Origin of the sequence: Streptomyces rectiviolaceus, from assembly GCF_039533825.1 — a bacterium.
Taxonomy (GTDB): domain Bacteria; phylum Actinomycetota; class Actinomycetes; order Streptomycetales; family Streptomycetaceae; genus Streptomyces; species Streptomyces rectiviolaceus.
In genome coordinates this window covers 36,105-63,075 of the sequence record NZ_BAAAUG010000113.1, presented here as the reverse complement: position 1 = coordinate 63,075, position 26,971 = coordinate 36,105, and the positions used below count along the sequence as shown (strand labels likewise).

Sequence of the window (26,971 nt, the reverse complement as noted above, 5' to 3'; positions counted from 1 at the left end):
CCGCCGACGCGGCTCCGGCCGCACCGGCCAGGGCACCGGAGGACATGCCGTCCGCGGCGCCGCCACCGGTCTCGACCCCGCCCACGGGGACGGATCCGACCGCCGCACCCTTGACCACACCGCAGTTGGTCGGAGCGGTGGCCTCCTGGGGAAGCTTCGGGTCGAGTTCGCTCTTGCCCGCGCCCTCGAAGTCGTACTTGCCGTTGTCGTTGCGGTCGACGCCGTGCTGCACGATGTGCAGGTCCTTGATCTGCTCGACCACGTCCTGCCCCACGGTGATGGTCCGCTTGTACGAGACCTTGCCCTGCGCGTCGGCGACCGGCATCCGGTCGACGGCGAGGCCGCTGCCCGCGTCGGTGTCCCCGGATTCGGTCAGCGAGATGTTGATGTCGCCGTAGTGGACGGTGGCCTCGGTGTTGTCGAGGATGCCGTCGCCGTTGGTGTCGTCGGCGTCGTCCGGGCACTGGAAGTCGTGCCCGTCGGTGGACCCGTGCAAGTGCTGCGCGGACGGCTGCCCCGGCACCATGCCCTCGGACTTGATCCACACGGTCAGCGCGTTGCCACGCAGGCTCAGGAGGGCCGTCCCCGTGGACCCGGAGTCGTTCAGCTGCTCCAGGTCGATCTGAAAGGCCGGGGTGTCCGCCGCGAACACCGGCGACGCGACGGCCACGGTGAGCAGGGCGACGGGCAGAGCGGCGAGCGCCGCGAGAAGTCCGGTTCGCTTGGGCATCACGTTCGTTCCATTTCCGCGGCACCCGAGAAGGCCGCATCTCGTACGGAATTCCTGGCGATGCCCAAGCGATCCACCGAACGCCACAGGGCATCAACTCTCCCTGACTGCAAGGCAGTTGACGGACAAGAGGCCTGATGATCGTCGACCCCTCGCTGCGAGCCATGCAGTTACCTATGAAACGCAACGAGACTCGTGGGTGTTCAAATTGAGCGCGGAACTCTGCCCTGGACTGCCGTCGACTTCCCCCTCCCTACGAAGGAAGGAGCACCGGCCATGGCATCCGAGTGGGGCTGGGACAGCGGCGAAGGTCTGCTGGGCATCGACGACCCCGCCGAGTGGGACGCCGCGTACGAACGCCGCGAGAACCATCTCGGTACAGCGGCAATCGGGCTGGCCTTCAATTGCTCGCTGTCGGAGGCGTCGCCTCGGATCGTCAGGGCGACACAGTTGCCGGACACCGAGCAGCGGGCATACGCGTTCACCGCCGCGGGCACGGCCGCTCGACTCAATGGAGAGCTGACGCCAGAGTTGTACGCTGCGCTGCGCGAGGAGGGGCACAAAGGCCTCGCAGAGTACGCCATCGACGACACACTGGCCTTCGTACCGTTCCGCGACCTGCCGCCGTGGCTCAAGCGGCGGAAGGTGATCACGTCTGTGCGCAACAAGCTGGAGAGTTGGTGGCTGCGATCCGGGGAAACGATCGAAGACGCCTGGCAGACCCTGCGCCGACGCGGCTGACATGGGGAGAGGCGGAGATGGCCTCCGGGTGGGACTGGGAAGGCGACGAGAGCCTGCTGCGCTTCGACGACCCCGCTGAGTGGGACGCGGCGCAGGAACGCGGCGAGGGCCCTTTGGGCTCCGCAGTGATCGGGCTGGCCTTCAACTGCTCTCTGGCTGACGCATCGCCTCGCATCATCAAGGCGATGCAGTTGCCGGACCACGGGCAGCGAGGATTCGCGTACACCGCGGTCGGCGTCGCGGCCCGGGTCAACGGCGGACTCACCCCGGAGCTGTTCGCCGCGTTGCGCGCGGAGGGTCATCGTGGCTTCGCCGAGACCGCTGTCGACGACACCCTCGACTATGTGCCGTTCCGGGAGCTGCCGCTGTGGTTCAAGTGGCGGACGGTCGCGTCAAAGGTGCAGGACAAGCTGGCGACCTGGCGGCTGAACGTCACGTACGCGGCCGAGGACGCCCGGAAGGCCCTGCGCCGACGCCGGACCTGAGCAACGCCGACGCCGGACCTGAGCAACGTGCAACGCCCCCCGCTACAACCCCGCGATCGCGTTCCACCGCTTCGCGAACTCCGTGCGCTCCTCCGACGTGATGTCCCGCGCGATCGCGAGCCGCTTCCGCATCGCGTCGTCCGGGAAGATCAGCGGGTCCTCGGCCAGCGAGGCCAGTTCCTTGTCCTTGGACGAGGCGAGGATGTCGCGGGCCGCGGGCACCGGGCAGACGTAGTTGACCCAGGCGGCCAGCTCCGCGGCCACCTCCGGCTCGTAGTAGTAGTCGATGAGCCGTTCCGCGTTCTGCTTGTGGCGGGCCAGGTTGGGGATCATCAAGGACTCCGCCCACAGTTCCGCCCCCTCCTCGGGGACGACGAACTCGATGTCCGGGTCGTCCGCCTGGAGCTGGATCACGTCACCGCTGTAGGCCTGGCAGGCCAGGACGTCGCCGCTGGAGAGGTCCTTGATGTAGTCGTTACCGGTGAATCGGCGGATGTGCTTCGAGGCCACCAGCTTCTCCACCCGGTCGCACACCGCGTGGAAGTCGTCGGCCTTCCACTTGGTGATGTCGACCCCGTCCCCCTGCATCAGCAGCGCGAACGACTCGTCGAGCCCGGAGAGCAGCGTGACCCGGCCCTTGAGATCGTCGTCCCACAGGTCGGAGACGTGCTTGATCTCCCGGCCGAGCTTGCGCTTGTTGTACGCGATGCCGGTGATGCCGGACTGCCAGGGCACCGTGTTCTTGCGGCCGGGGTCGAAGCTGGGCGAACGCAGCAGCGGGTCCAGGTACTTGGTGACGTTCGGCTGCCTGCTCCGGTCCATCGCCTGGACCCACCCCAGGCGCACGAAGCGGGCGCACATCCAGTCGCTGATGACGATGAGGTCGCGCCCCGTCTCCTGGTGGTTCATCAGGGACGGGCTTATCTTGCCGAAGAACTCGTCGTTGTCGTTGATCTCCTCCGTGTAGCGGACGTCGATGCCGGTCCGCTTCTCGAAGGCGTCGAGCGAGGGCCGCTTCGTCGAGTCGTCGTCATCGGTGTCGATGTACAGCGGCCAGTTCGCGAAGCTCAGCGTCTTGTCCTGCCGGGAGCGGTCCCCGGCGGCGCGCTCGCCGGGTCCGATGTACGCGGCGGGCACACCACAGCCCGCGAGCGTACTGACGGCCGCCCCGCCGCCGAGGGCACGCAGCAGGGACCTACGGGAGACTGAGGAGGCTCTGGGGTTCGCTCGCACCCCGGCAGCATGCGCCTGCGTGTCACGTACAGGCAATGGACGCTGCGTCGAGCCGAGCGGTCGGGAAGCGACACCCTGTCGATTCGGGAAACGACAGGATGCCGATCACACGGGCGCCAGCCACCCCGCGAGGTCCCCCGCCGTGATCCGCACCGCCGCGGCCGCGTCGACCGGCCCCGGGTAGAGGCGGTAGACCGTGCCGGAAGCGACCTCGTCCGCCCCCTCCAACTCACCGTGCAGGAGCGCCAGAAGAGCGCGCAGGCCCGCGAGCTCGGGCTCCGCGCGCAGCTCGTCCGGCTCCCAGCCGTCACGGACGCGCAGCGCGAAGTCGGCGCGCGGCTCGTCATCGGCACGGCGGTACCCCCACAGGACATGGCCACGGCCGCGCACGTACACGGGGCCGTCGGTGCGGGCAGCCGCCGTCCAGCAGGCGAGGTCCCACAGGGTGGCCCGGCCGCGCGGCCGGAAGGTGTCGAGCAAGTCGTTGCCCATCCGGCCGAGCTGCTTGCGGTAGCGCCACACGTCGTGGTTGCCGTCGCCCGTGGCCAGGGTGACGTCCGCCCACCAGGCGCGGCGCGTCCGCAGGTCGACGATCATCGGCACGCGCAGCGCCGCGTCACCCGCGAGGTCGAAGCGCTGCCGGATGGTGCGCGGGTCGTACGCCCCCCGCGCCTTGCCCGCGACGCCGCCGACCGCCATGAACCCCGCGAAGGCGTCCGGGAGTTCGTCGAAGGGGACGTTGTTGTACGAGAGGACCGCGGGCACGACGAAGCGCACCCCCACGTGGGCCAGCCGCGGCAGGTCCAGGTCCAGGTACTCCGTGGCGCCGTGCGGGGCGGGCGCCGACGTCAGGTCCCCGGAGTGCCGGGCGGCGCCGCCCGCGTACGCCAGATGCGTGTAGTCGCACAGGCCGACGAAGCGCCACAGGTCGTCGTAGAGCGCGACGGACAGGTCGAGGTCGACGCGCACGCCCTTGGGCTGCAGCCAGTGCAGGAAGAGCCGCACGGTCTCGCTGTCCGCGGGCATGGGCAGCGAGCTGCCGCGCGGCACCGCCACCAGCGAGGCCGCCGACGCGCGCTCGGCGAACGGCACCGGCAGATCGGCGAGCGAGGCGTCGATGACGGCCACGTCGTACCGCTCGCCATCCCCCCCACCAGCAGCGAGCCGCCGCACCGCCTCCGCCTCGATCAGCTCCCCGGCACGCCCCGCCACGCGGGCAGGCAGCGGCGGCCGCTGGTCCTCGACGGCGTACGCCTTGGTGACGCGCCCGCGCGGGAAGAAGACGCGGCGGTGCCCCGGCACGGCACGGACCTTCATGCGGCCGTACGCACCGAGCAGCGGCCCGGGTCCGGAGCGGGGCAGCGCGTCCGCGAGCGCCTCGCCCAGCGCCTCCGGCAGGGTCGCCGAGCCCGACCGGGCCAGCAACAGGTCCAGGCGGCGCAGGAGTTCACCGGGCCGCTCGCGCAGCAGCCCGGCCGCGGCCGTGGTGTCCCAGTGGCCGAGTGCCTCCTCGACGCGCCCCTGCCAGGTGACGATCCGCAGCCGGTCACCCTCGATGCGGACGTCCTCGTGCCGGGCGGCCTCGGCGAGCAGCACCTCACAGAGCGCGGAGTCCCCGATGCGGGTCCCGCGCAGGACGGCGAAGGCGAGCGCCACGCGCGCGTGGCGGTGTGCCTGCTCGAAGGGGTGCAGGATTTCGCCGACCCGCTTCCAGGCGCGCGGGTTGCGGGCCATGTCCTCGGCCAGGCGCCGCAGGTCGAACCCGTCGAGCAGGCCGAGGAGTTCACGGCGGACGGGACGCGAAAGCCCGCGCAGGCGCGGCAGTTCGAGCAGGTCGGGGTCGCCCCCGGAACGTATGACGAGCATCCGCAGGACATCCGTTGCGGTGTCCGCGTACTGCCCCACGAGCGCGCGTACGTCCGGCACATCGAGCAGCGGCGCGAGGGCGAGCGCCTTGCTCTCGCGCAAGGGTATGTCGGCCGGGAGCCAGTCGGTGGCGTCGGCCGGGTCCACGTGCCCGAGCAGCAGGACCAGGTCGTCGTGGTCCTGGGGGTTCAGGGGCGTGCGGCGGGCCAGCAGCGCGGCGAGTTCGGCGTCGGCGTCGCCCGGCGCGCCGAGGCGCAACGCGCGCAGGACCTCGCCGCCGTCGCCGCCGAGTCCGGCACCGGAGTCGATCCAGGGGTCGGTGGGCCCGTCCGTCTCGTAGCGGTTCTCGCAGATCTGGCAGGCGTACCAGACACAGCAGTCCTCGCAGCAGCCCCAGTCGTCCTTGATGCGGTGGCATTCGTCGCACAGCAGGTGCCCGCAGGGCGCGAGCGCGCGGACGCGGACCTTGGTGCCCGCGCAGTTCATACAGGGCTGATGCGGCTGGGCGGCGAGGTGCGCCGCCACGAGGGTGACGAAGCGGTCGTACGCGTGCTGGTACGGGATGTCGTCGGGGAAGCGCCGGAACAGCGGGGCGTGGTGGCGGTCCGAGCCCATCAGCGCGTCGACGTCCGCGAGCAGCTTCATGCCGGTCGCGGCGAGGTCGGCGACGGAGAGGGCGGTCAGCGCGTGGCGCAGCGGGGCGGTCAACAGGTGCCCGCGGTCGGCGAGTTCGGCCTCGAGGACGACCACGCCTGCGTCGGTCACGGCGGTCCGTCCGGCGCCGGAGGGAACGTACACACTCTGGCGGCGGCGCAGCAGCAGCCCCGCGAGATCGTCGGCCGTCGTCGTCATCAGGTCACACCCCCGTAGTGCGGAGACGCGGGGGCGGGGAGTGGGCGCGCTACGGATCTTTTACAGAGAAGAGGAAGAAGGAAGCACACCACGGAGCCGCCCCCGCGTACGTGACGGTACGCGGGGGCGGCGGGGCCGGGCATCCCAATTAGCCCAGGGCCAGGGAGGATTAACCCTCGATCGACGTCATGACGTGCTTGATGCGCGTGTAGTCGTCGAAGCCGTACGCCGAGAGGTCCTTGCCGTAGCCGGACTTCTTGAAGCCGCCGTGCGGCATCTCAGCGACCAGCGGGATGTGCGTGTTGATCCAGACGCAGCCGAAGTCGAGGACCTTGGACATGCGCATGGCGCGCGCGTGGTTCTGCGTCCAGATCGAGGAGGCCAGGGCGTAGTCCACGCCGTTGGCGTACGAGATGGCCTGCGCCTCGTCCGTGAAGGACTGGACGGTGATGACCGGGCCGAAGACCTCGTTCTGGATGATCTCGTCGTCCTGCTTCAGGCCCGAGACGACGGTCGGGGCGTAGAAGAAGCCCTTCTCGCCGACGCGCCGGCCGCCCGCCTCGACCTTGGCGTGCGCCGGAAGGCGGTCGATGAAGCCGGAGACCTGCTTCAGCTGGTTGGCGTTGTTGAGCGGGCCGAAGAGCACGTCCTCGTCGTCCGGCTGGCCGGTCTTGGTGTCGGCCGCGGCCTTGGCGAGCGCGGTCACGAACTCGTCGTGGATGGACTCGTGGACGATCACGCGCGTGGCGGCCGTACAGTCCTGGCCCGCGTTGAAGAAGCCCGCCACGGAGATGTCCTCGACGGCCTTGGCGATGTCGGCGTCCTCGAAGACGACGACCGGCGCCTTGCCGCCCAGCTCCAGGTGGACCCGCTTGAGGTCCTTGGACGCGGACTCGGCGACCTGCATGCCGGCGCGCACGGAGCCGGTGATGGAGGCCATCGCCGGGGTGTGGTGCTCGACCATCGCGCGGCCGGTGTCACGGTCACCGCAGACGACGTTGAAGACGCCCTTGGGGACGATCGAGCCGATGATCTCGGCCATCAGGACGGTCGACGCGGGGGTCGTGTCCGAGGGCTTGAGGACGACGGTGTTGCCCGCGGCGAGCGCCGGGGCGAACTTCCAGACGCCCATCATCATCGGGTAGTTCCAGGGCGCGACCTGCGCGCAGACGCCGATCGGCTCGCGGCGGATGATGGAGGTCAGACCCTCCATGTACTCGCCGGCCGCGCGGCCTTCGAGCATCCGGGCCGCGCCCGCGAAGAAGCGGATCTGGTCGACCATGGGCGGGATTTCCTCGGACCGCGTGAGGCCGGTCGGCTTGCCGGTGTTCTCGACCTCGGCCGCGATGAGCTCCTCGGCGCGCTCCTCGAAGGCGTCGGCGATCTTCAGCAGGGCCTTCTGACGCTCGGCGGGCGTCAGGTCACGCCAGGCGGGGAACGCGGCGGCGGCGGCCTCCATGGCGGCGTCGACGTCGGCCTGCCCCGACAGGGGCGCGGTGGCGTAGGACTCGCCGTTGGCCGGGTTGACGACCTCGGTGGTCCGCCCGTCGGCGGCGTCCCGGAATTCGCCGTTGATGTAGTTACGCAGACGGCGCAGCTCGGTGGTCACTTCCGGCCCTCCAGTCAGATGTCCATTGGATGAGACACCCACCCTAGTCGGTGTACCGACGCTTTCAACATACCCGGAGCCCCATAGCTGCGAAATCCGTGACTATTGAAGCTCCAAACAACGAATTTCATCGATCTGACCTTGCGGAACTGACGAGTCCTGTGCACCATGGGGTCGTGGCCAGTCGCAGCGCAGATTCCAGTAGTTCCCGGCACGGGAACAGCTCTTCTTCCATCGACGCCGTCTCCCTGGCGATCATCGAACAGCTTCAGGAGGACGGACGCCGCCCGTACGCCGCCATCGGCAAGGCCGTGGGCCTTTCCGAAGCGGCCGTGCGCCAGCGCGTCCAGAAGCTGCTCGACCAGGGCGTCATGCAGATCGTCGCCGTCACGGACCCGCTCACCGTGGGGTTCCGGCGCCAGGCGATGGTCGGCATCAACGTCGAGGGGGACCTGGATCCCGTCGCGGAGGCGCTGACGGCCATGGCCGAGTGTGAGTACGTGGTGATGACCGCGGGCTCCTTCGACCTGATGGTGGAGGTCGTCTGCGAGGACGACGACCACCTTCTCGAAGTGATCAACAAGCGCATCCGCGCCCTCCCCGGCGTGCGCTCCACCGAGAGCTTCGTCTATCTGAAGCTCAAGAAGCAGACCTATATGTGGGGAACCCGATAGCCGTGAGCAAGGACCTCAGCCGAACCGCGTACGACCACCTGTGGATGCACTTCACCCGCATGTCGGACTACGAGAACGCACCCGTGCCCACCATCGTGCGTGGCGAAGGCACCTACATCTACGACGACAAGGGCAAGAAGTACCTGGACGGTCTGTCCGGCCTCTTCGTCGTCAACGCCGGACACGGTCGTCATGAGCTCGCCGAGACCGCGTACAAGCAGGCGCAGGAGCTGGCCTTCTTCCCGGTGTGGAGCTACGCCCACCCGAAGGCCGTCGAGCTGGCGGAACGTTTGGCCAACTACGCGCCCGGCGACCTCAACAAGGTCTTCTTCACCACCGGTGGCGGCGAGGCCGTCGAGACCGCGTGGAAGCTGGCGAAGCAGTACCACAAGCTCACCGGCAACCACCAGAAGTACAAGGTCATCTCCCGCGCGGTCGCCTACCACGGCACCCCGCAGGGCGCCCTGTCCATCACCGGCCTGCCGGCCCTCAAGGCACCCTTCGAGCCGCTCGTCCCGGGCGCGCACAAGGTGCCGAACACGAACATCTACCGTGCCCCGATCCACGGCGACGACCCGGTGGCCTTCGGCCGCTGGGCCGCCGACCAGATCGAGCAGGAGATCCTCTTCGAGGGCCCCGACACGGTCGCCGCCGTGTTCCTGGAGCCGGTGCAGAACGCCGGTGGCTGCTTCCCGCCCCCGCCCGGGTACTTCCAGCGGGTGCGCGAGATCTGCGACAAGTACGACGTGCTGCTCGTCTCTGACGAGGTCATCTGCTCCTTCGGCCGCCTCGGCACGATGTTCGCCTGTGACAAGTTCGACTACATCCCGGACATGATCACCTGCGCCAAGGGCATGACGTCGGGCTACTCCCCGATCGGCGCCTGCATCATCTCGGACAGGCTCGCGGAGCCGTTCTACAAGGGTGACAACACCTTCCTGCACGGCTACACCTTCGGCGGCCACCCGGTCTCGGCCGCGGTCGGCATCGCCAACCTCGACATCTTCGAGAAGGAGGGTCTGAACCAGCACGTCCTCGACAACGAGGACGCGTTCTACCAGACCCTGCGCAAGCTGCACGACCTGCCGATCGTCGGCGACGTCCGCGGCAACGGCTTCTTCTACGGCATCGAGCTCGTGAAGGACAAGGCCACCAAGGAGACGTTCAACGACGAGGAGACCGAGCGCGTCCTGTACGGCTTCCTCTCCAAGGCGCTGTACGAGAACGGCCTGTACTGCCGCGCCGACGACCGTGGCGACCCGGTCGTCCAGCTCGCCCCGCCGCTGATCTCCACCCAGGAGACCTTCGACGAGATCGAGGGCATCCTGCGCCAGGTCCTCACGGAGGCGTGGACGAAGCTCTGATCCATGGGATCCCTCTCCGGGATCCATAGTGTGATCGAGTGATCAACACCGGCCCCGGGGGCGCCCGTTCGAGTGAGAACGGGCGCCCCCGGGCCGCGTCGTTTCCAGGCATCGCGGCCTGGATCCCTAGCGTGCCCAGTGACCGATCGGCCCCGCCTTCGTTCCCCCGTACGGGGGAGGCAAACTGATCTGAACCGAGGTGTACGTGATGGTGGCCCCGCCGGACAACGACGTGCTGTGGGCACGCGCCCTGCACGTCACACACAACGGCTCGCCCGCGCTCACCGGCGTATCGCTGGGCGTGCGCGAGGGCGAGATCCTCGCCGTCACCGGCCCGCGCGGCAGCGGCAAAACGACTCTCCTGCGCTGTCTCTCCGGCCAGCTCCTGCCCGAGCAGGGCGAGGTCTGGTTCAACAGCACGCCGGTGCACACGATGGGCCCGGTGGTCCGCGAGCGCCTGCGCCGCGACCGCTTCGGCTGGATCGACCCGGAGCCGCACCTCGTGCCCGAGCTCACGGCCTGGGAGAACGTCGCGCTGCCGCTGATGCTGCGCGGCGCATCGCACCGGGGCTCCAGGACCACCGCCCAGGAGTGGCTGGAGCGCCTCGACATCGGTGACTGTGCCCGCAAGCGGCCGCACGCACTGCTGCAGGCCCAGCGCCAGCGCATCGTCATCGCCCGCGCCCTGGTCACGATGCCGTCCGTGATCTTCGCCGACGAGCCGACCGCGCCGCTGCACCGCGCCGACCGCGCCCACGTCCTTCGTACGCTGACGACCGCGGCCCGTTCGCACGGCATCACGGTCGTCCTCGCCACGCACGACGCGGAGGTCGCCGCCCTCGCGGACCGGACTCTCACGCTGCTCGACGGGCGGCGCGTGAACACGGTGCACCTGCCGGGGACGGGAGAGCTGGCGGCGGAGGGCGGTGGCGGGGACGCGGCCGGTGCCGGTGCCGGTGCCGGTGACCCGAGCGGTGGCGGTGCCTCCGGCTCCGCCTCGGTCGCTGCCGGTGCCTCCGCCTCCGCCTCCGCAAAGGGCGATTCCGACGACGCGGAAGGCCGGGCCGCGTGCTCGCTCTCCGTCTAGCCCGCGGGGCCCACCCCCTGGTCCAGCTGCGCAGGCTGCTCGTCGCCGCCGCGTCGGCCGGTACCGGCTTCCTGCTGCTGTGCACGCTGGGGTACGCGATGGGACACCCGGACGCGTCCGGCGGGGCCCTGCTGCGGCTCGCCTGGTGCGTGGCGCCGATCGCCGCCACCGTGTACTTCGCCGTCACCGTCGCGCGCACCGACCCGGCGACCCGGCCGCGCTCCGGGCTCTCCGCGGTGGGGCTCGGCCCGGCCAAGCTCACGGTGCTCGCCGCGATCTCCACGGCCGTGGCGTGCACGCTCGGCTCGATGGTGGCGCTCCTGTTCTTCCTGCACCTGCGCGGCGATCTGACGGGGCTGCCGTTCGACGGCGCCGCGGCCGGACTGCTCGCCGCCGAGCAGCCGCTGCCCCTTCCCGCGGCGCTCACCCTGCTCGCCCTGGTCCCGCTGATCGCCTCCGCGGCCAGCGCGGCCGCACTGCGGCCCAAGGCCGCGAAGCCCGGCGACAAGCAGGACGAACCGGCGCGGCAGGAGGGCCCGGCCACGCCGGCCGCACCGCCGAGCGGGCTGCCCTGGGGGGTCGCGCTGCTGGCGGCTGGCCTCGCCGTCGAGGCGTACGCGAGCCGCTCCCCCGGTGCGTCGGACCTCAGAATGCCGGGCGGCCTGACCGGCAGCCCCGCGGGCGTGCTCGCCGGGTGGACGCTCACGGCGATCGGCCTCGCGCTCGCGGGCCCCGGCCTCACCTATCAGTGCGGGCGGATCCTGCAGGCGGTCAGGCCCGGGGCGATGCGGCTCCTCGCCGGGCGCGGGCTGCAGGAGGAGGCCCAGCGGATCGGGCGGCCGCTCGGGGTGCTCTGTGTGGTGGGCTCCGGGGCGTACGCGGCGCTCACGCTGCACTCCGGTGCCCGGCCCGACATCGGCCCGCTGACCACGCTCGGCTCGCTGCTCGTCGCGGGCTGCGCGGTCCTGACCCTGGCCACGGCCGCGATCGAGGCCAAGCACGCCCGCTCGGACACGACGTCCGCGCTGCTCAAGATCGGGGCGCCCGCGTCGATGCTGCGCGGCACTGCGGCGCTGCGCGCAGGCGCGCTCGCGGCCGTGTTCGGGCCGCTGACCTGGGTGGTCGCTGAGCTGGCCGCGCTGCCGCTCGCAGGCTGAGCGGCCTGCGCCGAACGCGCGGAAAGAAAGTCCGCGACGGGCGATGAGTTCTGCGTCGAACGCACGTCTACCCCTCCGTAAGACACGGAACGCACGCGCCACGCAGAACTCACCGCAACGGGAGACACCTCATGTACCAGCAGATGATCTTCGTGAACCTCGCCGTGAACGACGTCGACAGCTCGAAGAAGTTCTTCACGGAGCTCGGCTACACGATCAACCCCCAGTTCTCGACGGACGACTGCGCCTGCGTCGTGATCAGCGACACGATCATCGCGATGCTCCTGAGCAAGCCGCGCTACCAGGACTTCACGAAGAAGGAGATCGCGGACGCGACGACGACCAGCGAGACACTGCTCTGTCTGAGCGCCGAGAGCCGCGAGAAGGTCGACGAGCTGGTCGACAAGGCCGTGGCGGCCGGTGGCACGGCGGGCAAGACGCAGGACTTCGGCATGATGTACGGCCGCGCGTTCGACGACCTGGACGGCCACACCTGGGAAATCATGTGGATGGACGAGTCCGAGGTCCAGGGCTGACGACGGCGCCTTGCACGGCCTGCTTAGCATGGGCGGATGCAGCCGACTCCCGAACCCGCATCCGCCCCCAGGCCCTCTCCCCGACTCCCGGGCGGCGACCGCGAGATCGAGTCGCTCGACGAGTTCGACGAGATCGCCGCGAGCGGCTCGCTCGCCGGGTGCCGCGTCCAGGCCATAGACCTGATGGCGCGTACGTCCGCGTTGACGGCCTGCGACGCCACGGGCGCCGTGTTCCTCGGCTGCGCCATGGAGCAGAGCGCGGTGGACGCGATGCGGACCGCCGGGGCACTGGTGTTCCCGCCCGTCCCCGGCCTGCCGTTCGACCCGTACCGCGGTCTTCTCTACACGCCGGACGAACTGTTCGCGGGACTCTCCGAGGGTGGGTACGAGGCGACTCCTGACGCCCGCGCGTACGCCTGGTTCCAGGAGACCAAGGCCGACGGCGACGTCTTCTCCTCGATGCTCCGCGCGATCCACGACGACTCGATCTCGGACGCCCTGGACGAACTGCTCGTCAGCGCGCGGGTGGTGGGCGTCATGGGCGGCCACGCGATGGCCCGCGGCACGGACGCGTACGAGGGTGCGGCACGGCTCGGCCGCTCGCTCGCCCGCGCCGGGTTCACGGTCGCCACGGGTGGCGGCCCCGGCGCGATGGAGGCGGCGAACCTGGGCGCGTACGCATCCGTCTTCCGCGACGAGATGCTGGACGAGGCGCTCGAACTCCTCGCCAAGGCACCGTCCTTCACCCCCTCGATCACCGAGTGGGCGCGGGCGGCCTTCGACGTACGCGACCGCTGGCCGTCCGGCGGCGCGTCGGTGGGCATCCCCACCTGGTTCTACGGCCACGAACCGCCGAACGCCTTCGCCACCCACCTGGCCAAGTACTTCGCCAACGCCACCCGCGAGGACGGCCTCCTGGCTCGCTCGAACGCGGGCGTGATCTTCCTCCCGGGGGCGGCGGGCACGCTCCAGGAAATCTTCGACGCGGCCACGCCGAACTACTACGAGTCCCGTGGCGAACCGGCCCCGATGATCCTGGTGAACCACGAACACTGGACGGAACGCCTCCCGGCGTGGCCACTGCTGCAGGCGCTGGCGCGTGGCAGGTCCATGGAGTCGAGGATCGCGCTGGTGGACACGGTGGAGGAGGCGCCGGACACGCTGCGGAGCTTCAGCCCGTCCGGCGTTTGAGGACGAACTCGGCGGAGCCGCAAGTGTCACAGCCGGGAAGGGGCGGGCTGGGGGCAAATCATCCGAACGAAGCCCGCTCCAGCCAGAAGTCCAGCAACTCCCGCTCCCCCAGCACCTCTACGGTCCCGCCGTCCAGCGACCGCCGCCGATAGAACGCGAGCAACACCTCGGTAAGCGGCCCCCGCAAGGCAACCGTGGCCTTCTCATGCCCCCGCCGCCACACGAACCCATCCTCACCGAACTCGATGACCCACTCGGCATTCAACCCCGCAGGCGCATCCGTCGCATGCAGATGAATGCTGCGCCCCGCACCCCTCAACTCGGCGGCACTGTCCCCCGGATCAGACCGCTGCACATGCCGCACGATCTCCAACCACTCATCAATCGCATCGGCGGCGACATCCGGCGCGATCTCATACGTGACCCCCGCGGCAATCGCCGCGTCCGCGCGGTGAACGGCCACCTCATGCGTCATGCGCCGCGCCCAGAACCCGGCGTTCTGGGGCTCGGCCCAGGTCCACACCGGGGTGTCGGCGCGTGCGGCGGAGAACGTCTTGCCTGCCAGCTCGGCGGTCTCGGCCAGCCAGGCGTCGAGGGCGGCGGGATCGTCGCCCTCGGGGCCGCGGATGCCCGGGACGTCCTCCTCGGGGATGTCCCCCGTGGCCCGCGTGCCCACCAGCCGCTCGGCCCAGCGCACGGCGCCACCCACATGCCGGGCGAGGTACCCCAGCGTCCACTCCGGACACGTCGGCACGGTGGCCGACAGGTCCGCCCCGGCCAGCGTGTCCCTCAAGAGGCCCAGCTGGACCGCGATTTCGGCGCGGTGGCGGTCGTACTCCAATGTCGTCATGGGCCGAACCCTAGGCAGATCCCCGCGGCGCCCACACCTCAATAACGCCCCGGCCCACGTCAGCCCAGAACCACGACATCCCCCGCGTCGAACGCGACCCCCACCGTCTCCCCCACCCCAGGCGCGTCCCGCAGCGCACAGGCCGCCTCGAGCCGCGGTCCCACCCGGGGCTCCAGGTGAACGGCGACATGCGTGCCCCGGAAGGTACGCGCCGTCACCGCGCACGGCAGCCCCTCGTCGGCGGGCACGAGCCGCACCCCGGCCGGCCGCACCAGCAGTCGGCACCGCCCGTCCGCCGCGTCGTCCGGCACCGGCATCTTGCCCCAGACGGTGTCCGCCACGTCACCGGCCACCGTCGCGTCGACGACGTTGTCGAAGCCCAGGAACCGCGCCACGAACTCGTCCGCCGGGTGCCGCCAGACCTCAAGGGGCGTACCCGACTGGGCGATCCGGCCCTCCCGCATCACCACGACCCGGTCCGCGAGCGCGAAGGCCTCGCCCTGGTCGTGCGTGACCGCGAGCACGGTCGTGCCCAACTCGTCGAACAGCTCCCGGAGTTCGACGACAAGACGCTCCCGCAGCGACCGGTCGAGCTGCCCGAGCGGCTCGTCGAGCATGAGCAGGCGCGGCCTCGGCGCGAGCGCGCGCGCCAGGGCGACCCGCTGCTGCTCTCCGCCCGACAGCGAGGCGACGGCTCGGCGCTGCGCGCCCGGCAGCCCCACCAGGTCGAGCAACTCGGCCACCCGGTTGGCCTGTTCGCCCCGCGAAGCGCCGTGCATCCGCAGCCCGAAGGCGACGTTGCCCGCCACGTCGCGCTGCGGGAACAGCTGATGGTCCTGGAACATCAGGCCGACCCCACGCTTGTGCGCGGGCACGCCCCGCTGATCGCGGCCGTCGAGCAGAACCTGCCCGGCGTCCAGCTCCTGGAGCCCCGCGACCGCGCGCAGCAGCGTCGACTTGCCGCTGCCACTGGGCCCGAGGACGCACACGATCTGGTGCTTGTCGACCGCGAGCCCGACCCGGTCGAGCACGGCACGCGCCCCGAACCGCACCGTCGCGTCCGCCAGCGTCAGCAGACCCACACCCATCAGAACTCCCCAGTCGTGCGGTCGGTACGGAGCCGTTCGAGCAGCAGCAGCGACACCGCGCACACCACCATCAAGATCGTCGAAAGTGCCATCGCCTGGCCGTAGTTGAGTTCACCCGCCCGCCCCAGGAGCCGCGCCACGGCGACCGGCAGCGTCGGGTTGTCCGGCCGCGCGATGAACACCGTCGCGCCGAACTCCCCCAGCGACACGGCGAAGGCGAACCCGGCGGCGATGAGCAGCGCCCTGCGCACCATCGGCAGGTCGACCTCCCGCCACGCCCGCAGCGGCGAGGCCCCGAGCACGGCCGCCGCCTCGCGCAGGCGTCCGTCCACCGCGCGCAGGACGGGAAGCATGGTGCGTACGACGAAGGGCACGCCCACCAGCGCCTGCGCGAGCGGCACCAGGATCCAGGTGGAGCGCAGGTCGAGCGGCGGCTTGTCCAACGTGATCAGGAACCCGAAGCCGACCGTCACCGCGGACACCCCGAGCGGCAGCATCAACAGCGCGTCGAAGCCGCGCACCAGGCGACCGGCCTTCCGGGTGAGGGCGGCCGCCGCGAGCCCGCCGATCACCAGGGCGATGGCGGTGGCGGCGACCGCGTACTGGAGCGAATTCCAGACAGCCTCGATCGGCGGCACGAGGAAGGCGCCCCCCTCCGCCGATGTCAGCTCCTCGTAGTAGGTGAAGCCGTAGCCGTCGGGGCCGCTCAGCGACCGCTCGATCAGCACCCCGAGCGGCAGCAGGATCAGTACGGCGATCGTGGCCATGACCCCGGCGAGCAGCGTCCACTGCCCAGCGCCGCGCGGGCGCCGCGCGACCGCGGAGGCGTCGACCAGCTTCAGGGCGGTCTCCCGTCTGCGCACGGTCCACGCGTGCACGGCGAGGATCACGCCGACCGCCGCGAACTGCACGATGGTCAGTACGGCGGCCGTCGACAAGTCGAGAAGCTGGGCGGTCTGCCGGTAGATCTCGACTTCGAGCGTGGAGTACGCGGGCCCGCCGAGGATCTGCACGACACCGAACGAGGTGAACGTGAACAAGAAGACCATCAGAGCCGCCGCGGCGACCGCGGGGCCGAGCGCGGGCAGCGTCACCGTCCGCCAGGCGGTCCACCGGGAGGCGCCGAGCATCCGCGCGGCCTCCTCCTGACGCGGGTCGAGCTGCGACCAGAGCCCGCCGACGGTCCGTACGACAACGGCGTAATTGAAGAAGACATGCGCGAGCAGAATCGCCCACACGGTGGTGTCGAGCCGTACGCCCCACATCTCGTCGAGCAGACCGCCCCGGCCGAGCAGCGCGAGGAACGCGGTCCCGACGACGACCGTCGGCAGCACGAACGGCACCGTGACGACCGCCCGCAGGACCTGCTTGCCCCTGAACTCGAAGCGCGCGAAGACGTACGCGCCGGGGAGCGCGATGAGCAGCGTGAGCGCGGTCGAGGCGAGCGCCTGCCAGGTGGTGAACCACAGCACGTGCCGGACGTCGGACTGCCCGACGACGTCAGCGATCCGCCCGAACTGCCACTGCCCGTCCACCTTCAGGCCGCGCGCGACGATCGCGGCGACCGGATAGGCGAAGAAGACTGAGAAGAACGCGACGGGCACGGCCATGAGACCGAGCCGCGCCGCGCTCCCGCGCGCGAGCCCCCGACGCCCCTTACGGGACTTGCCTACTTCAGTACGAGCGAGGTCCACGACTTGACCCACTGCTCGCGGTTGTCGGCGATCTTCTTCGGGGCCATGGTCTCCGGCTTGTCGATCTTCACGCCGTGCTTGACGAACAGCTCGGGCAGCTCGGCGGTCTCCCGCACCGGGTTCACGAACATGTTCAGCGGCATGTCGTCCTGGAACTCGGTGCTGATCAGGAAGTCGAGCAGCGCCTTGCCGCCCTTCTCGTTCTTGGCGTTGCTGAGCAGCCCCGCGTACTCGACCTGCCGGAAGCAGGTGCCGGTCGCGACGCCGGTCGGCGCCTCCTTGGGCTGCGGCTTCGCGTAGAGCACCTCGACGGGCGGCGACGAGGCGTACGAGACGACGAGCGGGCGCTCCCCCTTGGCCTTCTTGCCGCCCGCGGAGCCGGAGAACTCCTCGTTGTAGGCCTGCTCCCAGCCGTCGACGACCTTGACGCCGTTGTTCTTGAGCTTCTTCCAGTAGCCCTGCCAGCCGTCGTCGCCGTACTGGGCGGCGGTGCCGAGCAGGAACCCGAGGCCGGGCGAAGAGGTCGAGGCGTTCTCGGTGACCAGCAGGTCCTTATAGGCGGGCTTGGTCAGATCCTCGAAGGACTTCGGCGGCGCCAGCTTCTTGTCGGCGAAGTACTTCTTGTCGTAGTTGACACAGATGTCGCCGCTGTCGACGGGCGTGACCCGGTGCTTGCCCTGATCAACGCGGAACTGCGAAAGAACCTGATCCGAGCCCTTGGCCTCGTACGACTGGAAGAGGCCGTTGTCGAGCGCGCGCGAGAGCAGGGTGTTGTCGACGCCGAAGAAGACATCGCCCTGCGGGTTGTCCTTCGACAGAATCGCCTTGTTCACGGCGGCGCCGGCGTCCCCGTCCTTAAGGACATTGACCTTGTATCCGGAGCTCTTCTCGAACGCCTTCAGTACGTCCTTGGAGACGTTGAAGGAGTCATGGCTGACGAGCGTGACGCTCTTGGCGTCGTCGCCCTTGTCACCGCTGTCCGACGAACTGCCGCACGCGGAGAGCACGACGAGCCCGAGGGTGACGGCGACCGCGGTGACGGTGATCTTCTTGGTGCTGCTCACTGAGTTCAACTGAGTTCATTCCTCCTGGAGTGACCAGGAAGAGACGCGGCCCTGCCCGCGGACCGGAAGGGCCGCGGGCAGGGCGCAACAGCTTGAGTGATGACCGAACTTCCTACCCGGAATGACCCGGGCAAGGTTCAGAGGGTCTGCGGCCAACCTGTCCTTGGCTGCCGCACTCTCAGCGCTGTGGCGCTCCCCTGTCGGAATATGAAGATGTGTTCCGGCTATGAAGTTGTGTTTCGGCCAGCCTAACGCTCCGACGCGGCGAGCTGACCGCACGCCCCGTCAATCTCCTGGCCACGGGTGTCACGAACCGTGACAGGCACCCCATGGGCGGCGATGGCGTCCACGAAGGCCTTCTCGTCCTCCGGACGCGACGCCGTCCACTTCGAGCCCGGCGTCGGGTTCAGCGGGATCAGGTTCACGTGCACGGGCTTGTTCTTGAGCAGCCGCCCGAGCCGGTCACCGCGCCATGCGTGGTCGTTGATGTCCCGGATCAGCGCGTACTCGATGGACAGGCGGCGCCCCGACTTGGCGGCGTACTCCCATCCCGCGTCAAGCACCTCACGCACGTTCCACCGCGTATTGACGGGTACGAGGGTGTCGCGCAGCTCGTCGTCGGGCGCGTGCAGCGAGATGGCGAGGCGGCACTTGAAGCCCTCGTCGGCGAACCGGTGGATGGCGGGCACCAGACCAACGGTCGACACGGTGATCCCACGCTGCGAAAGACCGACCCCATCGGGCTCGGGATCCGTCAGCCTGCGGATGGCGCCGGTCACGCGGTTGTAGTTGGCGAGCGGCTCGCCCATCCCCATGAAGACGATGTTCGACAGCCGCGCCGGCCCACCCGGGATCTCTCCGTCCCTGAGCGCCCTCATCCCGTCCACGATCTGGTGCACGATCTCGGCGGTCGACAGATTCCGGTCGAGACCGGCCTGCCCCGTCGCACAGAACGGACAGTTCATCCCGCACCCGGCCTGCGACGAGATGCACATCGTCACGCGGTCGGGATAGCGCATGAGGACGGACTCGACCAGCGTCCCGTCGAACAGCCGCCACAGCGTCTTACGCGTGGTGTCGTCGTCACAGCTGATGTGCCGCACCACGGACATCAGCTCGGGAAGCAACGCCTCCTGCAGCTTCGCGCGCGAACCGGCAGGAATGTCGGTCCACTGCTCCGGGTCGTGCGCGTACCGCGCGAAGTAGTGCTGCGAGAGCTGCTTGGCGCGAAACGGTTTCTCGCCTGCAGCGGCGACGGCTTCCTTGCGCTCGGCGGGCGTGAGGTCGGCGAGATGCCGCGGCGGCTTCTTGGCTCCGCGGGGCGCGACGAAGGTGAGTTCTCCGGGTACAGGCATGGTGATTCCAGTGTCGCAGACGACGGGGGCCCGGCCAGGCCACCGCTGATCACCGACCGGCGGCTCAAGGGCCGACTGAGGCGCTCAGGAACTCTCGGACCAGCGGGACGACCTCGGTCAGGTGCGTTTCCAGTAGCCAGTGGCCGCCGTCGAGCAGGTGCAATTCGGCCCTGGGGAGGTCGCGGTGGTAGGCGCGGGCGGCGGCTTCGGGCATGTAGCCGTCGTGCGGGCCCCAGACGATCAGGGTCGGCGGCTGGTGTTCGCGCAGGTATGCCTGTTGTCGGGGGAACCAGTCCAGCGTGGTGGGCTGGTCCTCCAGGAGCCGGACGAGGTTGGCCACCCGCGCGGGGTCGGACATCAGGGACCAGTGCAGGGTCCACAGGTCCGGAGGAACGCGGTCGGCCACCTCGGCCGGGAGCTCGCCGACGAACTCGTCGCGGAATCCGTCGAGGCTCACGTGCCGGGCGATGCCTCGCCGCGAATCCGGCCCGGGGTTGGTCCAAAACTTCCGCAGGCCGTCGTACTTCGGGCCGAACTCGTCCTCGTAGATGTCGCCGTTCTGGATGATCAGGCCGGCCACCCGCCCGGGCTCGCGCATCGCGAGCCGGAGGCCGAACTGCGACCCGTAGTCGTGCAGCCAGATGACGTACCGGTCCAGTCTCATCGCCTGGGTGAAGTCGAACAGGAAGTCTGCGTAGGCGTCGAAGGTGTAGCCGAAATCGTCCGACGAAGGCGTCCCGCTGTAGCCGAAACCGGGTAGGTCCGGGGCGATCACGCGCCAACGGTCCGCGAGGGCGGGCAGCAGGTGCCGGTAGACGTAGGACGACCCGGGATAGCCGTGTGGAAGCAGCAGCACCGGGGCATGGGGGTTTCCCGCCTCGCGGTAGAAGATCTCGATGCCATCGACGTCCACGGTGCGATGCGAAACGGGTCCGAGACCAAACGACACAGGATCCTTCCTTTCGGAATCGTCCGGATGATGTGCTCGGGGAGCCTCACCCGCACCGGCGGATCTCAAACCGGGCGCCCGGCTCCAACCGGCGCCAACCGGCTCAAACCGGGGTTCGGGTAGGCAGGAACGACGAAGAGGGGCTCGCCGTCCGGTGGACGGCGAGCCCCTCACGTACAAAAGTGCAGGTCAGCCAGATCCCACGAAGATGACGAGCAGCAGCCAGACCACCGGCGCGGTCGGCAGCAGCGAGTCGAGGCGGTCCATGATGCCCCCGTGCCCGGGGAGCAGCGTGCCCATGTCCTTGATGCCGAGGTCACGCTTGATCATGGACTCACCGAGGTCACCGAGCGTCGCGCTCGCGGCGACGGCGAGGCCGATGAGGAGCCCCTGCCACCACGTGCCGCCGTCGATCAGGAACTCCATGCACAGCGCGCCACCGGCCATCGCGAACGTCACCGCGCCGAGCAGGCCCTCGCGGGTCTTGCCGGGGCTGATGCGCGGGGCGAGCTTGTGCTTGCCGAAGCGCCAGCCGATCGCGTACGCCCCGGTGTCGCTGACCACGGTCAGGAGCAGGAACGTGAGCACCCGCTGCGCGCCGTCGTCCGCGGTGAGCATCAGCGCCACGAACGTGGCGAGGAACGGGACGTAGAACGCCGCGAAGACGCCCGCAGTGACGTCCTTCAGATAGCCGTCGGGCGGCTCGGTCATCCGCCAGACGAGTACCGCGAGCGCGGTGAGTGCCATGGCGACCCAGGCGCCCTCGGCCCCGCGGACGTATCCGGCGACGACCATCGCGGCGCCGCCCACCGCGAGCGGGACCAGCGGCGCCTTGATGCCCTTGCGCTCCTCGAGGCGCGAGGTGAGCTCCCAGAGGCCGACCACGACGGCGACCGCTATGACGCCGATGAAGACGGCCTTCACGATGAAGAGCGACGCGACGATCACCGCGCCGAGCGCCACGCCGACTCCTATGGCCGCCCCGAGATCACGGCCCGCGCTCTTCTTCTGCGGCGCCTTCGGCGCTTGAGGCGCCCGCGGCGCCTCGGGGGCGGGCTGTGATGCGCTGGACATGGGCTCCTGGGGTACTTCAGGCACGTCAGGCACGATGGGCATGGGCTGCGTCTCTGCTGGATACAGGGCGTCATGCGCATCGTACGCGGGACCTGCCGGGGCAGCCCCTTGAGCAGGGCCCTGGTCGGGCGGCCCCCAGTACCCGGTTCTGGGAGGCGCCCCCCAGGAAGAGTCGTTCACGGATCGGATTCCTCAGTCCTCAGACCTCGAGCCCTCAGACCTCGAGCAGCTCGGCTTCCTTGTGCTTGAGCAGCTCGTCCACCTGAGCGACGTACTTCGAGGTGGTGTCGTCGAGCTCCTTCTCCCCGCGACGGCCCTCGTCCTCGCCGATGTCGCCGTCCTTGATCGCCTTGTCGAGCGTTTCCTTGGCCTTGCGGCGGATGGAACGGATCGAGATCTTGGAGTCCTCGGCCTTGGTCTTGGCGACCTTGATGTACTCCTTGCGGCGGTCCTGCGTCAGCTCAGGGAACGTCACCCGGATGATGTTTCCGTCATTGCTGGGGTTGACGCCGAGGTCGGAGTCGCGGATCGCCTGCTCGATGTTGCGCAGCGCGCTCTTGTCGAACGGGGTCACCACGGCCATCCGCGGCTCGGGCACCGAGAACGAGGCCAGCTGATTGATCGGCGTAAGGGCGCCGTAGTAGTCAGCCACGATCTTGTTGAACATCGCCGGGTGCGCACGGCCTGTGCGAATCGCGGCGAAGTCCTCCTTGGCGACCACGACGGCCTTCTCCATCTTCTCCTCGGCCTCGAGGAGGGTCTCTTCGATCACCACTTGCTCCTGCGTGTTGTGAGTGGGCTGGGCGCCCCCACACGGTGAAGTAGGGGGAGTCCATGGGGTGTCGGCTGCGTCGCGTCTCTTTCCCTGCACCGTGTCCGACCGGCAGGGCTTTGTCCATCCCTCAGGGCCCTCGAGGGACGTCCCCGAGATCAGGCTCGGGTGCCCTCGTCGCCCACGAGTGTGCCGATCTTCTCACCCTTGACGGCACGGGCGATATTGCCGGTGGTCAGCAACTCGAAGACCAGGATGGGCAACTTGTTGTCCCGGCACAGGGTGATCGCGGTCATGTCGGCGACCTTCAGGTCGCGCGTGATGACCTCGCCATAGCCGAGCGCGTCGTACTTCACCGCGTCCGGGTTGGTCTTGGGGTCGGAGTCGTAGACTCCGTCGACGCCGTTCTTGCCCATGAGCAGGGCCTCGGCGTCGATCTCCAGGGCGCGCTGCGCGGCGGTCGTGTCAGTGGAGAAGTACGGCATGCCCATACCGGCGCCGAAGATGACCACACGGCCCTTCTCCAGGTGCCGGACGGCGCGCAGCGGGATGTACGGCTCCGCGACCTGGCCCATCGTGATGGCGGTCTGGACGCGGCACTCGATGCCTTCCTTCTCCAGGAAGTCCTGCAGGGCAAGGCAGTTCATGACCGTGCCGAGCATGCCCATGTAGTCGGAGCGGGCGCGGTCCATGCCGCGCTGCTGCAGCTCCGCGCCGCGGAAGAAGTTGCCGCCGCCGATGACGGCCGCGATCTGCGCGCCGTCGCGGACGACCGCGGCGATCTCCTTGGCGATGGCGTGCACCACATCGGGGTCGACGCCAAGGCCGCCCCCGCCGGCGAATGCCTCGCCGGAGAGCTTCAGCAGGAAACGACCGGCGACTTTGTCGTCGCCACTGTTTGTGTCGGCCTTGGTGGTCATGGAGTTCTCGCTTCTTTTTGCTCGGCGCACATACGAAGAAGGCCACTGCCGGTGGGGTGTTGTTCGCATCCCATGCTCGGCAATGGCCTCCTCGTCAGATCTGCGGTCGTACGTCGCGTACTACGTGGGGTACGCGGGCGACCGCTGTCGACCCTAGCGGGGTCTACCGTCGATCGCGGTACGGACTCAGATGCCGACCTTGATGCGCGAGAAGCGCTTCAGGGTGACACCGGCCTCGTCCAGGACCTTCTGGACGGACTTCTTGTTGTCGAGCGCGTACGGCTGACCGAGGAGGGTGGCCTCCTTGAAGAAGCCGTTGACGCGACCCTCGACGATCTTGGGCAGCGCGGCCTCGGGCTTGCCCTCGGCGCGGGTGGTCTCCTCGGCGACGCGACGCTCGGACTCGACGACCTCAGCCGGGACGTCCTCACGGGAGAGGTACTTCGGCGCGAAGGCGGCGATGTGCTGCGCGATGCCCTTGGCGAGGTCGGCGTCGGCCTTGTCCAGCTCGACCAGGACACCGATCTGCGGGGGCAGGTCGGGCATGGTGCGGTGCATGTACGCGGTGACGAAGGCGCCCGAGAACTGCGCGAAGCGGTCCAGGACGATCTTCTCGCCGAGGTTGGCGTTGGCCTCGTCGACGTACGCCTGGACGGTCTTGCCGGCCTCGATCTCGGACGCGAGAAGCGCCTCGAGGTCGGCCGGGGACGTCTTGGCGATGTGCGCGGCCAGCGAGTTCGCGACGGCCTGGAACTTCTCGCCCTTGGCGACGAAGTCCGTCTCGCACTTCAGCTCGACGATGACGCCGGAGGTGTTGTCGTCAGCGATGAGGGAGACCACGGCGCCGTTCTCGGCGGAGCGGCCCTCGCGCTTGGCGACGCCCTTCTGGCCCTTGATGCGCAGGGCCTCGACGGCCTTGTCGACGCTGCCGTCGGCCTCGTCGAGCGCCTTCTTGCAGTCCATCATGCCGGCGCCGGTGAGCTCGCGGAGCTTCTTGACGTCAGCGGCGGTGTAGTTCGCCATGATCCTGAAATTCTCTTTCGAAGGTCTGAAAGATCTACGGGTGAACGGCGGGGGCCTGTTGGCCCCCGCCGTCAACTACCGAACCTGTGAAGGTCAGGCCTGCTCGGTCTCCGCGGCGGGGGCCTCGGCGGCGGCAACCTCGGCGGGGGCCTCGGCCTGCTCGGCGTCGGCGGCCTTCTCCGTCTCGGCGGACTTCTGAACCTCGGCCTCTTCGGCCTTCGGCTCGTCGGCCTTGGCCTCGTCAGCCTTGGGCTCGTCGGCCTTCTTCTCGCCCTCGAGCAGGTCGCGCTCCCACTCGGCGAGCGGCTCGCCGGCGGCCTTCTCGCCCGGCTTCTGGTCGCCCGTGGCGACGCCGGAACGGGCGATGAGGCCCTCGGCGACGGCGTCGGCGATCACGCGGGTGAGCAGGGTGACGGAGCGGATCGCGTCGTCGTTGCCCGGGATCTTGTAGTCGACCTCGTCGGGGTCGCAGTTGGTGTCGAGGATCGCGACGACCGGGATGTTGAGCTTCCGGGCCTCACCGACCGCGATGTGCTCCTTCTTGGTGTCCACGATCCAGACGGCGCTGGGCACCTTGGACATCTCGCGGATACCGCCGAGGGTCTTCTCCAGCTTGGCCTTCTCGCGGGAGAGGACGAGCAGCTCCTTCTTGGTGAGGCCGGACGCGGCCACATCGTCGAAGTCGATCTGCTCGAGCTCCTTGAGGCGCTGCAGACGCTTGTAGACGGTCGAGAAGTTGGTGAGCATGCCGCCCAGCCAGCGCTGGTTCACGTAGGGCATGCCGACGCGGGTCGCCTGCTCGGCGATGGCCTCCTGCGCCTGCTTCTTCGTGCCGACGAACATGACCGTGCCGCCGTGGGCGACGGTCTCCTTGACGAACTCGTAGGCGCGGTCGATGTACGACAGCGACTGGAGCAGGTCGATGATGTAGATGCCGTTGCGCTCCGTGAAGATGAAGCGCTTCATCTTCGGGTTCCAACGACGGGTCTGGTGACCGAAGTGGACGCCGCTTTCCAGCAGCTCCCGCATCGTGACGACGGCCATGGCCGTACTCCTTGGTGTTCTCGGTTGTGCCGCGTCCGCCGGACGGCGGTCGCGCCTGACGCCCGCGATGCGCCGTGCCACAGAGGACCGAGAGGCGCTGGCACCTGGCTTTTTCAAGGCCTGGTGTCGGGGCGTGCGAAGTCGACCCGGTGACCCGGATCGCCACAAGAAGTGTACGGGACCCGCGAGGCAGCGGGTGACGCCGCTGTCCACAACCGGCTGGTCATCCACAGATCCGCGCCATGATCCCTGCGGACGGGCCCGGCGCGGGACGGTTCTGGCATGTCTCACATGCGAAGAGAGCTGAGTCTGGCGCTGCTGACCGTGGCGCTGATCACGGCGGTGATGCTGCCTGCCGGTGCTGCGGGGGAGCCCCTGCCCAGGGTGAGTGGCGGGGAGGCGGTGCCCGAGGTGAGTGCCGGGGAGCCGGTGCCGCAGGTGGGCGGCGGGGAGCCGGTGCCGCAGGTGGGCGGCGCGTGGCCCGTGGGGGTGCGGCCCCCTGTCGTACGGGGGTGGGAGCCGCCGGCGACGGAGTACGGCCGCGGCCACCGGGGCGTGGACCTCGCGGCGCCGCCGGGCGCCGTGGTCCGGGCGGTGGCTCCGGGCAGGGTCTCCTTCGCCGGCCGGGTGGCAGGCCGGGGAGTGATCGCGGTGGAGCTGGCAGGCACGGGCGATCCACCCCTGCGCACGACGTACGAGCCGGTGCGGGCCACGGCCGACGTCAAAAAGGGCGCCGAGGTGACGACGGGCGAGGCACTGGGGGTACTTGAACTCCCCACGGCCCACTGCCCGAGCAGTTGCCTGCACTGGGGCCTGCTGAGGGCCGACGCGTACCTGAACCCGCTGTCGCTGCTGCCACCCTGGCTGCTGCGGGGCGGGGCGTCCCGTCTGCTGCCGGTGATCGATGTGCCGCTACCGCGGCTGTTCGCGATGGGGGTGGGCGGTCCGCAGGGCGGGGCAAGGGGACGCGACGCCCCGCTGCCGGGCGCCGACGAGCGAGGCCTCAGCCCCGCACACCCCGCAGCGCCATGGTGACGGCGGCCTCGGTGATGGCGGACGGATCCTCCGCGGCGCCCAGCTCGATGCGCCGCACCGCCGCGTCCACGACACCCTGCAGAAGCATCGCCGCGAGCCGCGGCTCCGCATGCCCCAGCTCACGCAGGGCCTCGCCGATCATGGCGACAAGACCGCCGTGCGCGGCGCGGATCTTCTCCCGCGCCCCCGCGTCCAGCTCGGCGGCGGAGATCGCGACGACGGCCCGGTGGCGCCGGTCCCCCACGAGATCGAGCTGCCGCCTGACGTACGCCTCGACCTTGCCCTCTGCGGTGTCCGCCCCCTCCATCGCGGCGGAGACCTCCGCCGCCCAGACGGGGAAGTCCACTTCGCACAGCTCTTCGACGACCGCGGCACGCGACCGGAAGTACTCGTACACGGAGGACCGCGCGAGCCCCGTGCGTTCAGCGAGGGCGGGGAAGGTCAACGCCTCCGTACCGCCCTCGGACAGCAGGGACCGCGCAGCGTCCAGCAGGGCGCCGCGCTGCATCGACCGGTGCTCGGCCACAGAGGCCGCTCGAATCCTTGGCACGCGCTCCACTCTACGGACGTGACCGCCA

At 69.6% G+C, this 26,971-nt stretch carries 25 protein-coding genes; 9 read left to right on the top strand and 16 right to left on the bottom strand.

The window, feature by feature from the left end:
- A partial coding sequence (locus ABD378_RS28950; RefSeq protein WP_344525417.1) for a hypothetical protein occupies positions 1-733 on the bottom strand: 733 nt, incomplete at its 3' end.
- A 273-nt stretch (positions 734-1,006) separates the two neighbouring features.
- Between ABD378_RS28950 and ABD378_RS28945 the strand changes: the two genes are divergently transcribed.
- The gene (locus ABD378_RS28945; protein WP_344525415.1) at positions 1,007-1,471 is read left to right on the top strand and encodes a hypothetical protein; all 465 of its coding nucleotides are present in this window, start codon (positions 1,007-1,009) and stop codon (positions 1,469-1,471) included.
- Between the two features lie 17 nt (positions 1,472-1,488).
- The gene (locus ABD378_RS28940; protein ID WP_344525413.1) at positions 1,489-1,956 is read left to right on the top strand and encodes a hypothetical protein; all 468 of its coding nucleotides are present in this window, start codon (positions 1,489-1,491) and stop codon (positions 1,954-1,956) included.
- 42 nt (positions 1,957-1,998) lie between these two features.
- On the opposite strand, the gene ABD378_RS28935 is transcribed toward ABD378_RS28940, so the two are convergent.
- From ABD378_RS28935 to ABD378_RS28925, 3 genes are all read right to left on the bottom strand, one after another.
- Positions 1,999-3,189, bottom strand: coding sequence for an ABC transporter substrate-binding protein (locus ABD378_RS28935; protein ID WP_344525411.1), 1,191 nt, complete (start codon positions 3,187-3,189; stop codon positions 1,999-2,001).
- 105 nt (positions 3,190-3,294) lie between these two features.
- Positions 3,295-5,907, bottom strand: coding sequence for an MXAN_6230/SCO0854 family RING domain-containing protein (locus ABD378_RS28930; RefSeq protein ID WP_344525409.1), 2,613 nt, complete (start codon positions 5,905-5,907; stop codon positions 3,295-3,297).
- A gap of 169 nt (positions 5,908-6,076) precedes the next feature.
- A complete protein-coding gene (locus ABD378_RS28925; RefSeq protein WP_344525407.1) occupies positions 6,077-7,516 on the bottom strand; it encodes a gamma-aminobutyraldehyde dehydrogenase in 1,440 nt (479 codons plus the stop codon).
- Between the two features lie 161 nt (positions 7,517-7,677).
- Here ABD378_RS28925 and ABD378_RS28920 point away from each other — a divergent pair, with 161 nt between their 5' ends.
- The 6 genes from ABD378_RS28920 (at position 7,678) to ABD378_RS28895 (ending at position 13,525) form a co-directional block, all read left to right on the top strand.
- A complete protein-coding gene (locus ABD378_RS28920) occupies positions 7,678-8,190 on the top strand; it encodes an Lrp/AsnC family transcriptional regulator (RefSeq protein ID WP_344525405.1) in 513 nt (170 codons plus the stop codon).
- Positions 8,175-9,554 (top strand): aspartate aminotransferase family protein, encoded by a 1,380-nt coding sequence (locus ABD378_RS28915; protein ID WP_344525403.1) that lies wholly within the window; start codon positions 8,175-8,177, stop codon positions 9,552-9,554. The genes ABD378_RS28920 and ABD378_RS28915 overlap by 16 nt, the downstream gene beginning before the upstream one ends.
- A 208-nt stretch (positions 9,555-9,762) precedes the next feature.
- A complete protein-coding gene (locus ABD378_RS28910) occupies positions 9,763-10,641 on the top strand; it encodes an ABC transporter ATP-binding protein (protein WP_344525401.1) in 879 nt (292 codons plus the stop codon).
- Entirely contained in the window at positions 10,623-11,798 is a 1,176-nt protein-coding gene (locus ABD378_RS28905; RefSeq protein WP_344525399.1) for a hypothetical protein, read from the top strand. The genes ABD378_RS28910 and ABD378_RS28905 overlap by 19 nt, the downstream gene beginning before the upstream one ends.
- A gap of 131 nt (positions 11,799-11,929) precedes the next feature.
- Positions 11,930-12,334, top strand: a complete 405-nt coding sequence (locus ABD378_RS28900) for a VOC family protein (protein ID WP_344525397.1) — start codon at positions 11,930-11,932, stop codon at positions 12,332-12,334.
- Between the two features lie 36 nt (positions 12,335-12,370).
- Positions 12,371-13,525, top strand: coding sequence for an LOG family protein (locus tag ABD378_RS28895; RefSeq protein WP_344525395.1), 1,155 nt, complete (start codon positions 12,371-12,373; stop codon positions 13,523-13,525).
- A gap of 58 nt (positions 13,526-13,583) precedes the next feature.
- Here ABD378_RS28895 and ABD378_RS28890 read toward each other — a convergent pair whose 3' ends face one another.
- From ABD378_RS28890 to rpsB, 11 genes are all read right to left on the bottom strand, one after another.
- Entirely contained in the window at positions 13,584-14,375 is a 792-nt protein-coding gene (locus ABD378_RS28890) for a maleylpyruvate isomerase family mycothiol-dependent enzyme (RefSeq protein WP_344525393.1), read from the bottom strand.
- Between the two features lie 59 nt (positions 14,376-14,434).
- Positions 14,435-15,463 carry an ABC transporter ATP-binding protein gene (locus ABD378_RS28885; RefSeq protein WP_344525391.1) on the bottom strand — a complete coding sequence of 343 codons (1,029 nt, stop codon included), beginning with the start codon at positions 15,461-15,463 and terminating at the stop codon, positions 14,435-14,437.
- Complete coding sequence (locus ABD378_RS28880) at positions 15,463-17,157, bottom strand: ABC transporter permease (protein WP_344525389.1); 1,695 nt, start codon at positions 17,155-17,157, stop codon at positions 15,463-15,465. Before ABD378_RS28880 ends, ABD378_RS28885 begins: the two co-directional genes overlap by 1 nt.
- Positions 17,133-18,221 carry a thiamine ABC transporter substrate-binding protein gene (locus ABD378_RS28875; protein WP_344525387.1) on the bottom strand — a complete coding sequence of 363 codons (1,089 nt, stop codon included), beginning with the start codon at positions 18,219-18,221 and terminating at the stop codon, positions 17,133-17,135. The genes ABD378_RS28880 and ABD378_RS28875 overlap by 25 nt, the downstream gene beginning before the upstream one ends.
- 248 nt (positions 18,222-18,469) lie before the next feature.
- Positions 18,470-19,576 carry a dual-specificity RNA methyltransferase RlmN gene (gene rlmN / locus ABD378_RS28870; protein ID WP_344525385.1) on the bottom strand — a complete coding sequence of 369 codons (1,107 nt, stop codon included), beginning with the start codon at positions 19,574-19,576 and terminating at the stop codon, positions 18,470-18,472.
- A gap of 64 nt (positions 19,577-19,640) precedes the next feature.
- Entirely contained in the window at positions 19,641-20,489 is an 849-nt protein-coding gene (locus ABD378_RS28865) for an alpha/beta fold hydrolase (RefSeq protein ID WP_344525383.1), read from the bottom strand.
- A 225-nt stretch (positions 20,490-20,714) separates the two neighbouring features.
- Positions 20,715-21,779, bottom strand: coding sequence for a phosphatidate cytidylyltransferase (locus tag ABD378_RS28860; RefSeq protein ID WP_344525381.1), 1,065 nt, complete (start codon positions 21,777-21,779; stop codon positions 20,715-20,717).
- Between the two features lie 34 nt (positions 21,780-21,813).
- Positions 21,814-22,371: a ribosome recycling factor gene (frr, locus tag ABD378_RS28855; RefSeq protein ID WP_344525379.1), complete on the bottom strand. Its 558-nt coding sequence runs from the start codon at positions 22,369-22,371 to the stop codon at positions 21,814-21,816.
- 158 nt (positions 22,372-22,529) lie between these two features.
- A complete protein-coding gene (gene pyrH, locus ABD378_RS28850) occupies positions 22,530-23,291 on the bottom strand; it encodes a UMP kinase (protein WP_344525377.1) in 762 nt (253 codons plus the stop codon).
- Positions 23,292-23,477: 186 nt separating this feature from the next.
- Complete coding sequence (gene tsf / locus ABD378_RS28845) at positions 23,478-24,314, bottom strand: translation elongation factor Ts (protein ID WP_344525375.1); 837 nt, start codon at positions 24,312-24,314, stop codon at positions 23,478-23,480.
- Positions 24,315-24,407: 93 nt separating this feature from the next.
- Positions 24,408-25,358 (bottom strand): 30S ribosomal protein S2, encoded by a 951-nt coding sequence (rpsB, locus tag ABD378_RS28840; protein ID WP_344525373.1) that lies wholly within the window; start codon positions 25,356-25,358, stop codon positions 24,408-24,410.
- Positions 25,359-25,649: 291 nt separating this feature from the next.
- Between rpsB and ABD378_RS28835 the strand changes: the two genes are divergently transcribed.
- Positions 25,650-26,393 (top strand): peptidoglycan DD-metalloendopeptidase family protein, encoded by a 744-nt coding sequence (locus ABD378_RS28835; RefSeq protein WP_344525421.1) that lies wholly within the window; start codon positions 25,650-25,652, stop codon positions 26,391-26,393.
- Here ABD378_RS28835 and ABD378_RS28830 read toward each other — a convergent pair.
- The gene (locus ABD378_RS28830; protein WP_344525419.1) at positions 26,362-26,919 is read right to left on the bottom strand and encodes a TetR/AcrR family transcriptional regulator; all 558 of its coding nucleotides are present in this window, start codon (positions 26,917-26,919) and stop codon (positions 26,362-26,364) included. The two genes, ABD378_RS28835 and ABD378_RS28830, sit on opposite strands and share 32 nt — an antisense overlap.
- Positions 26,920-26,971: the final 52 nt, after the last annotated feature.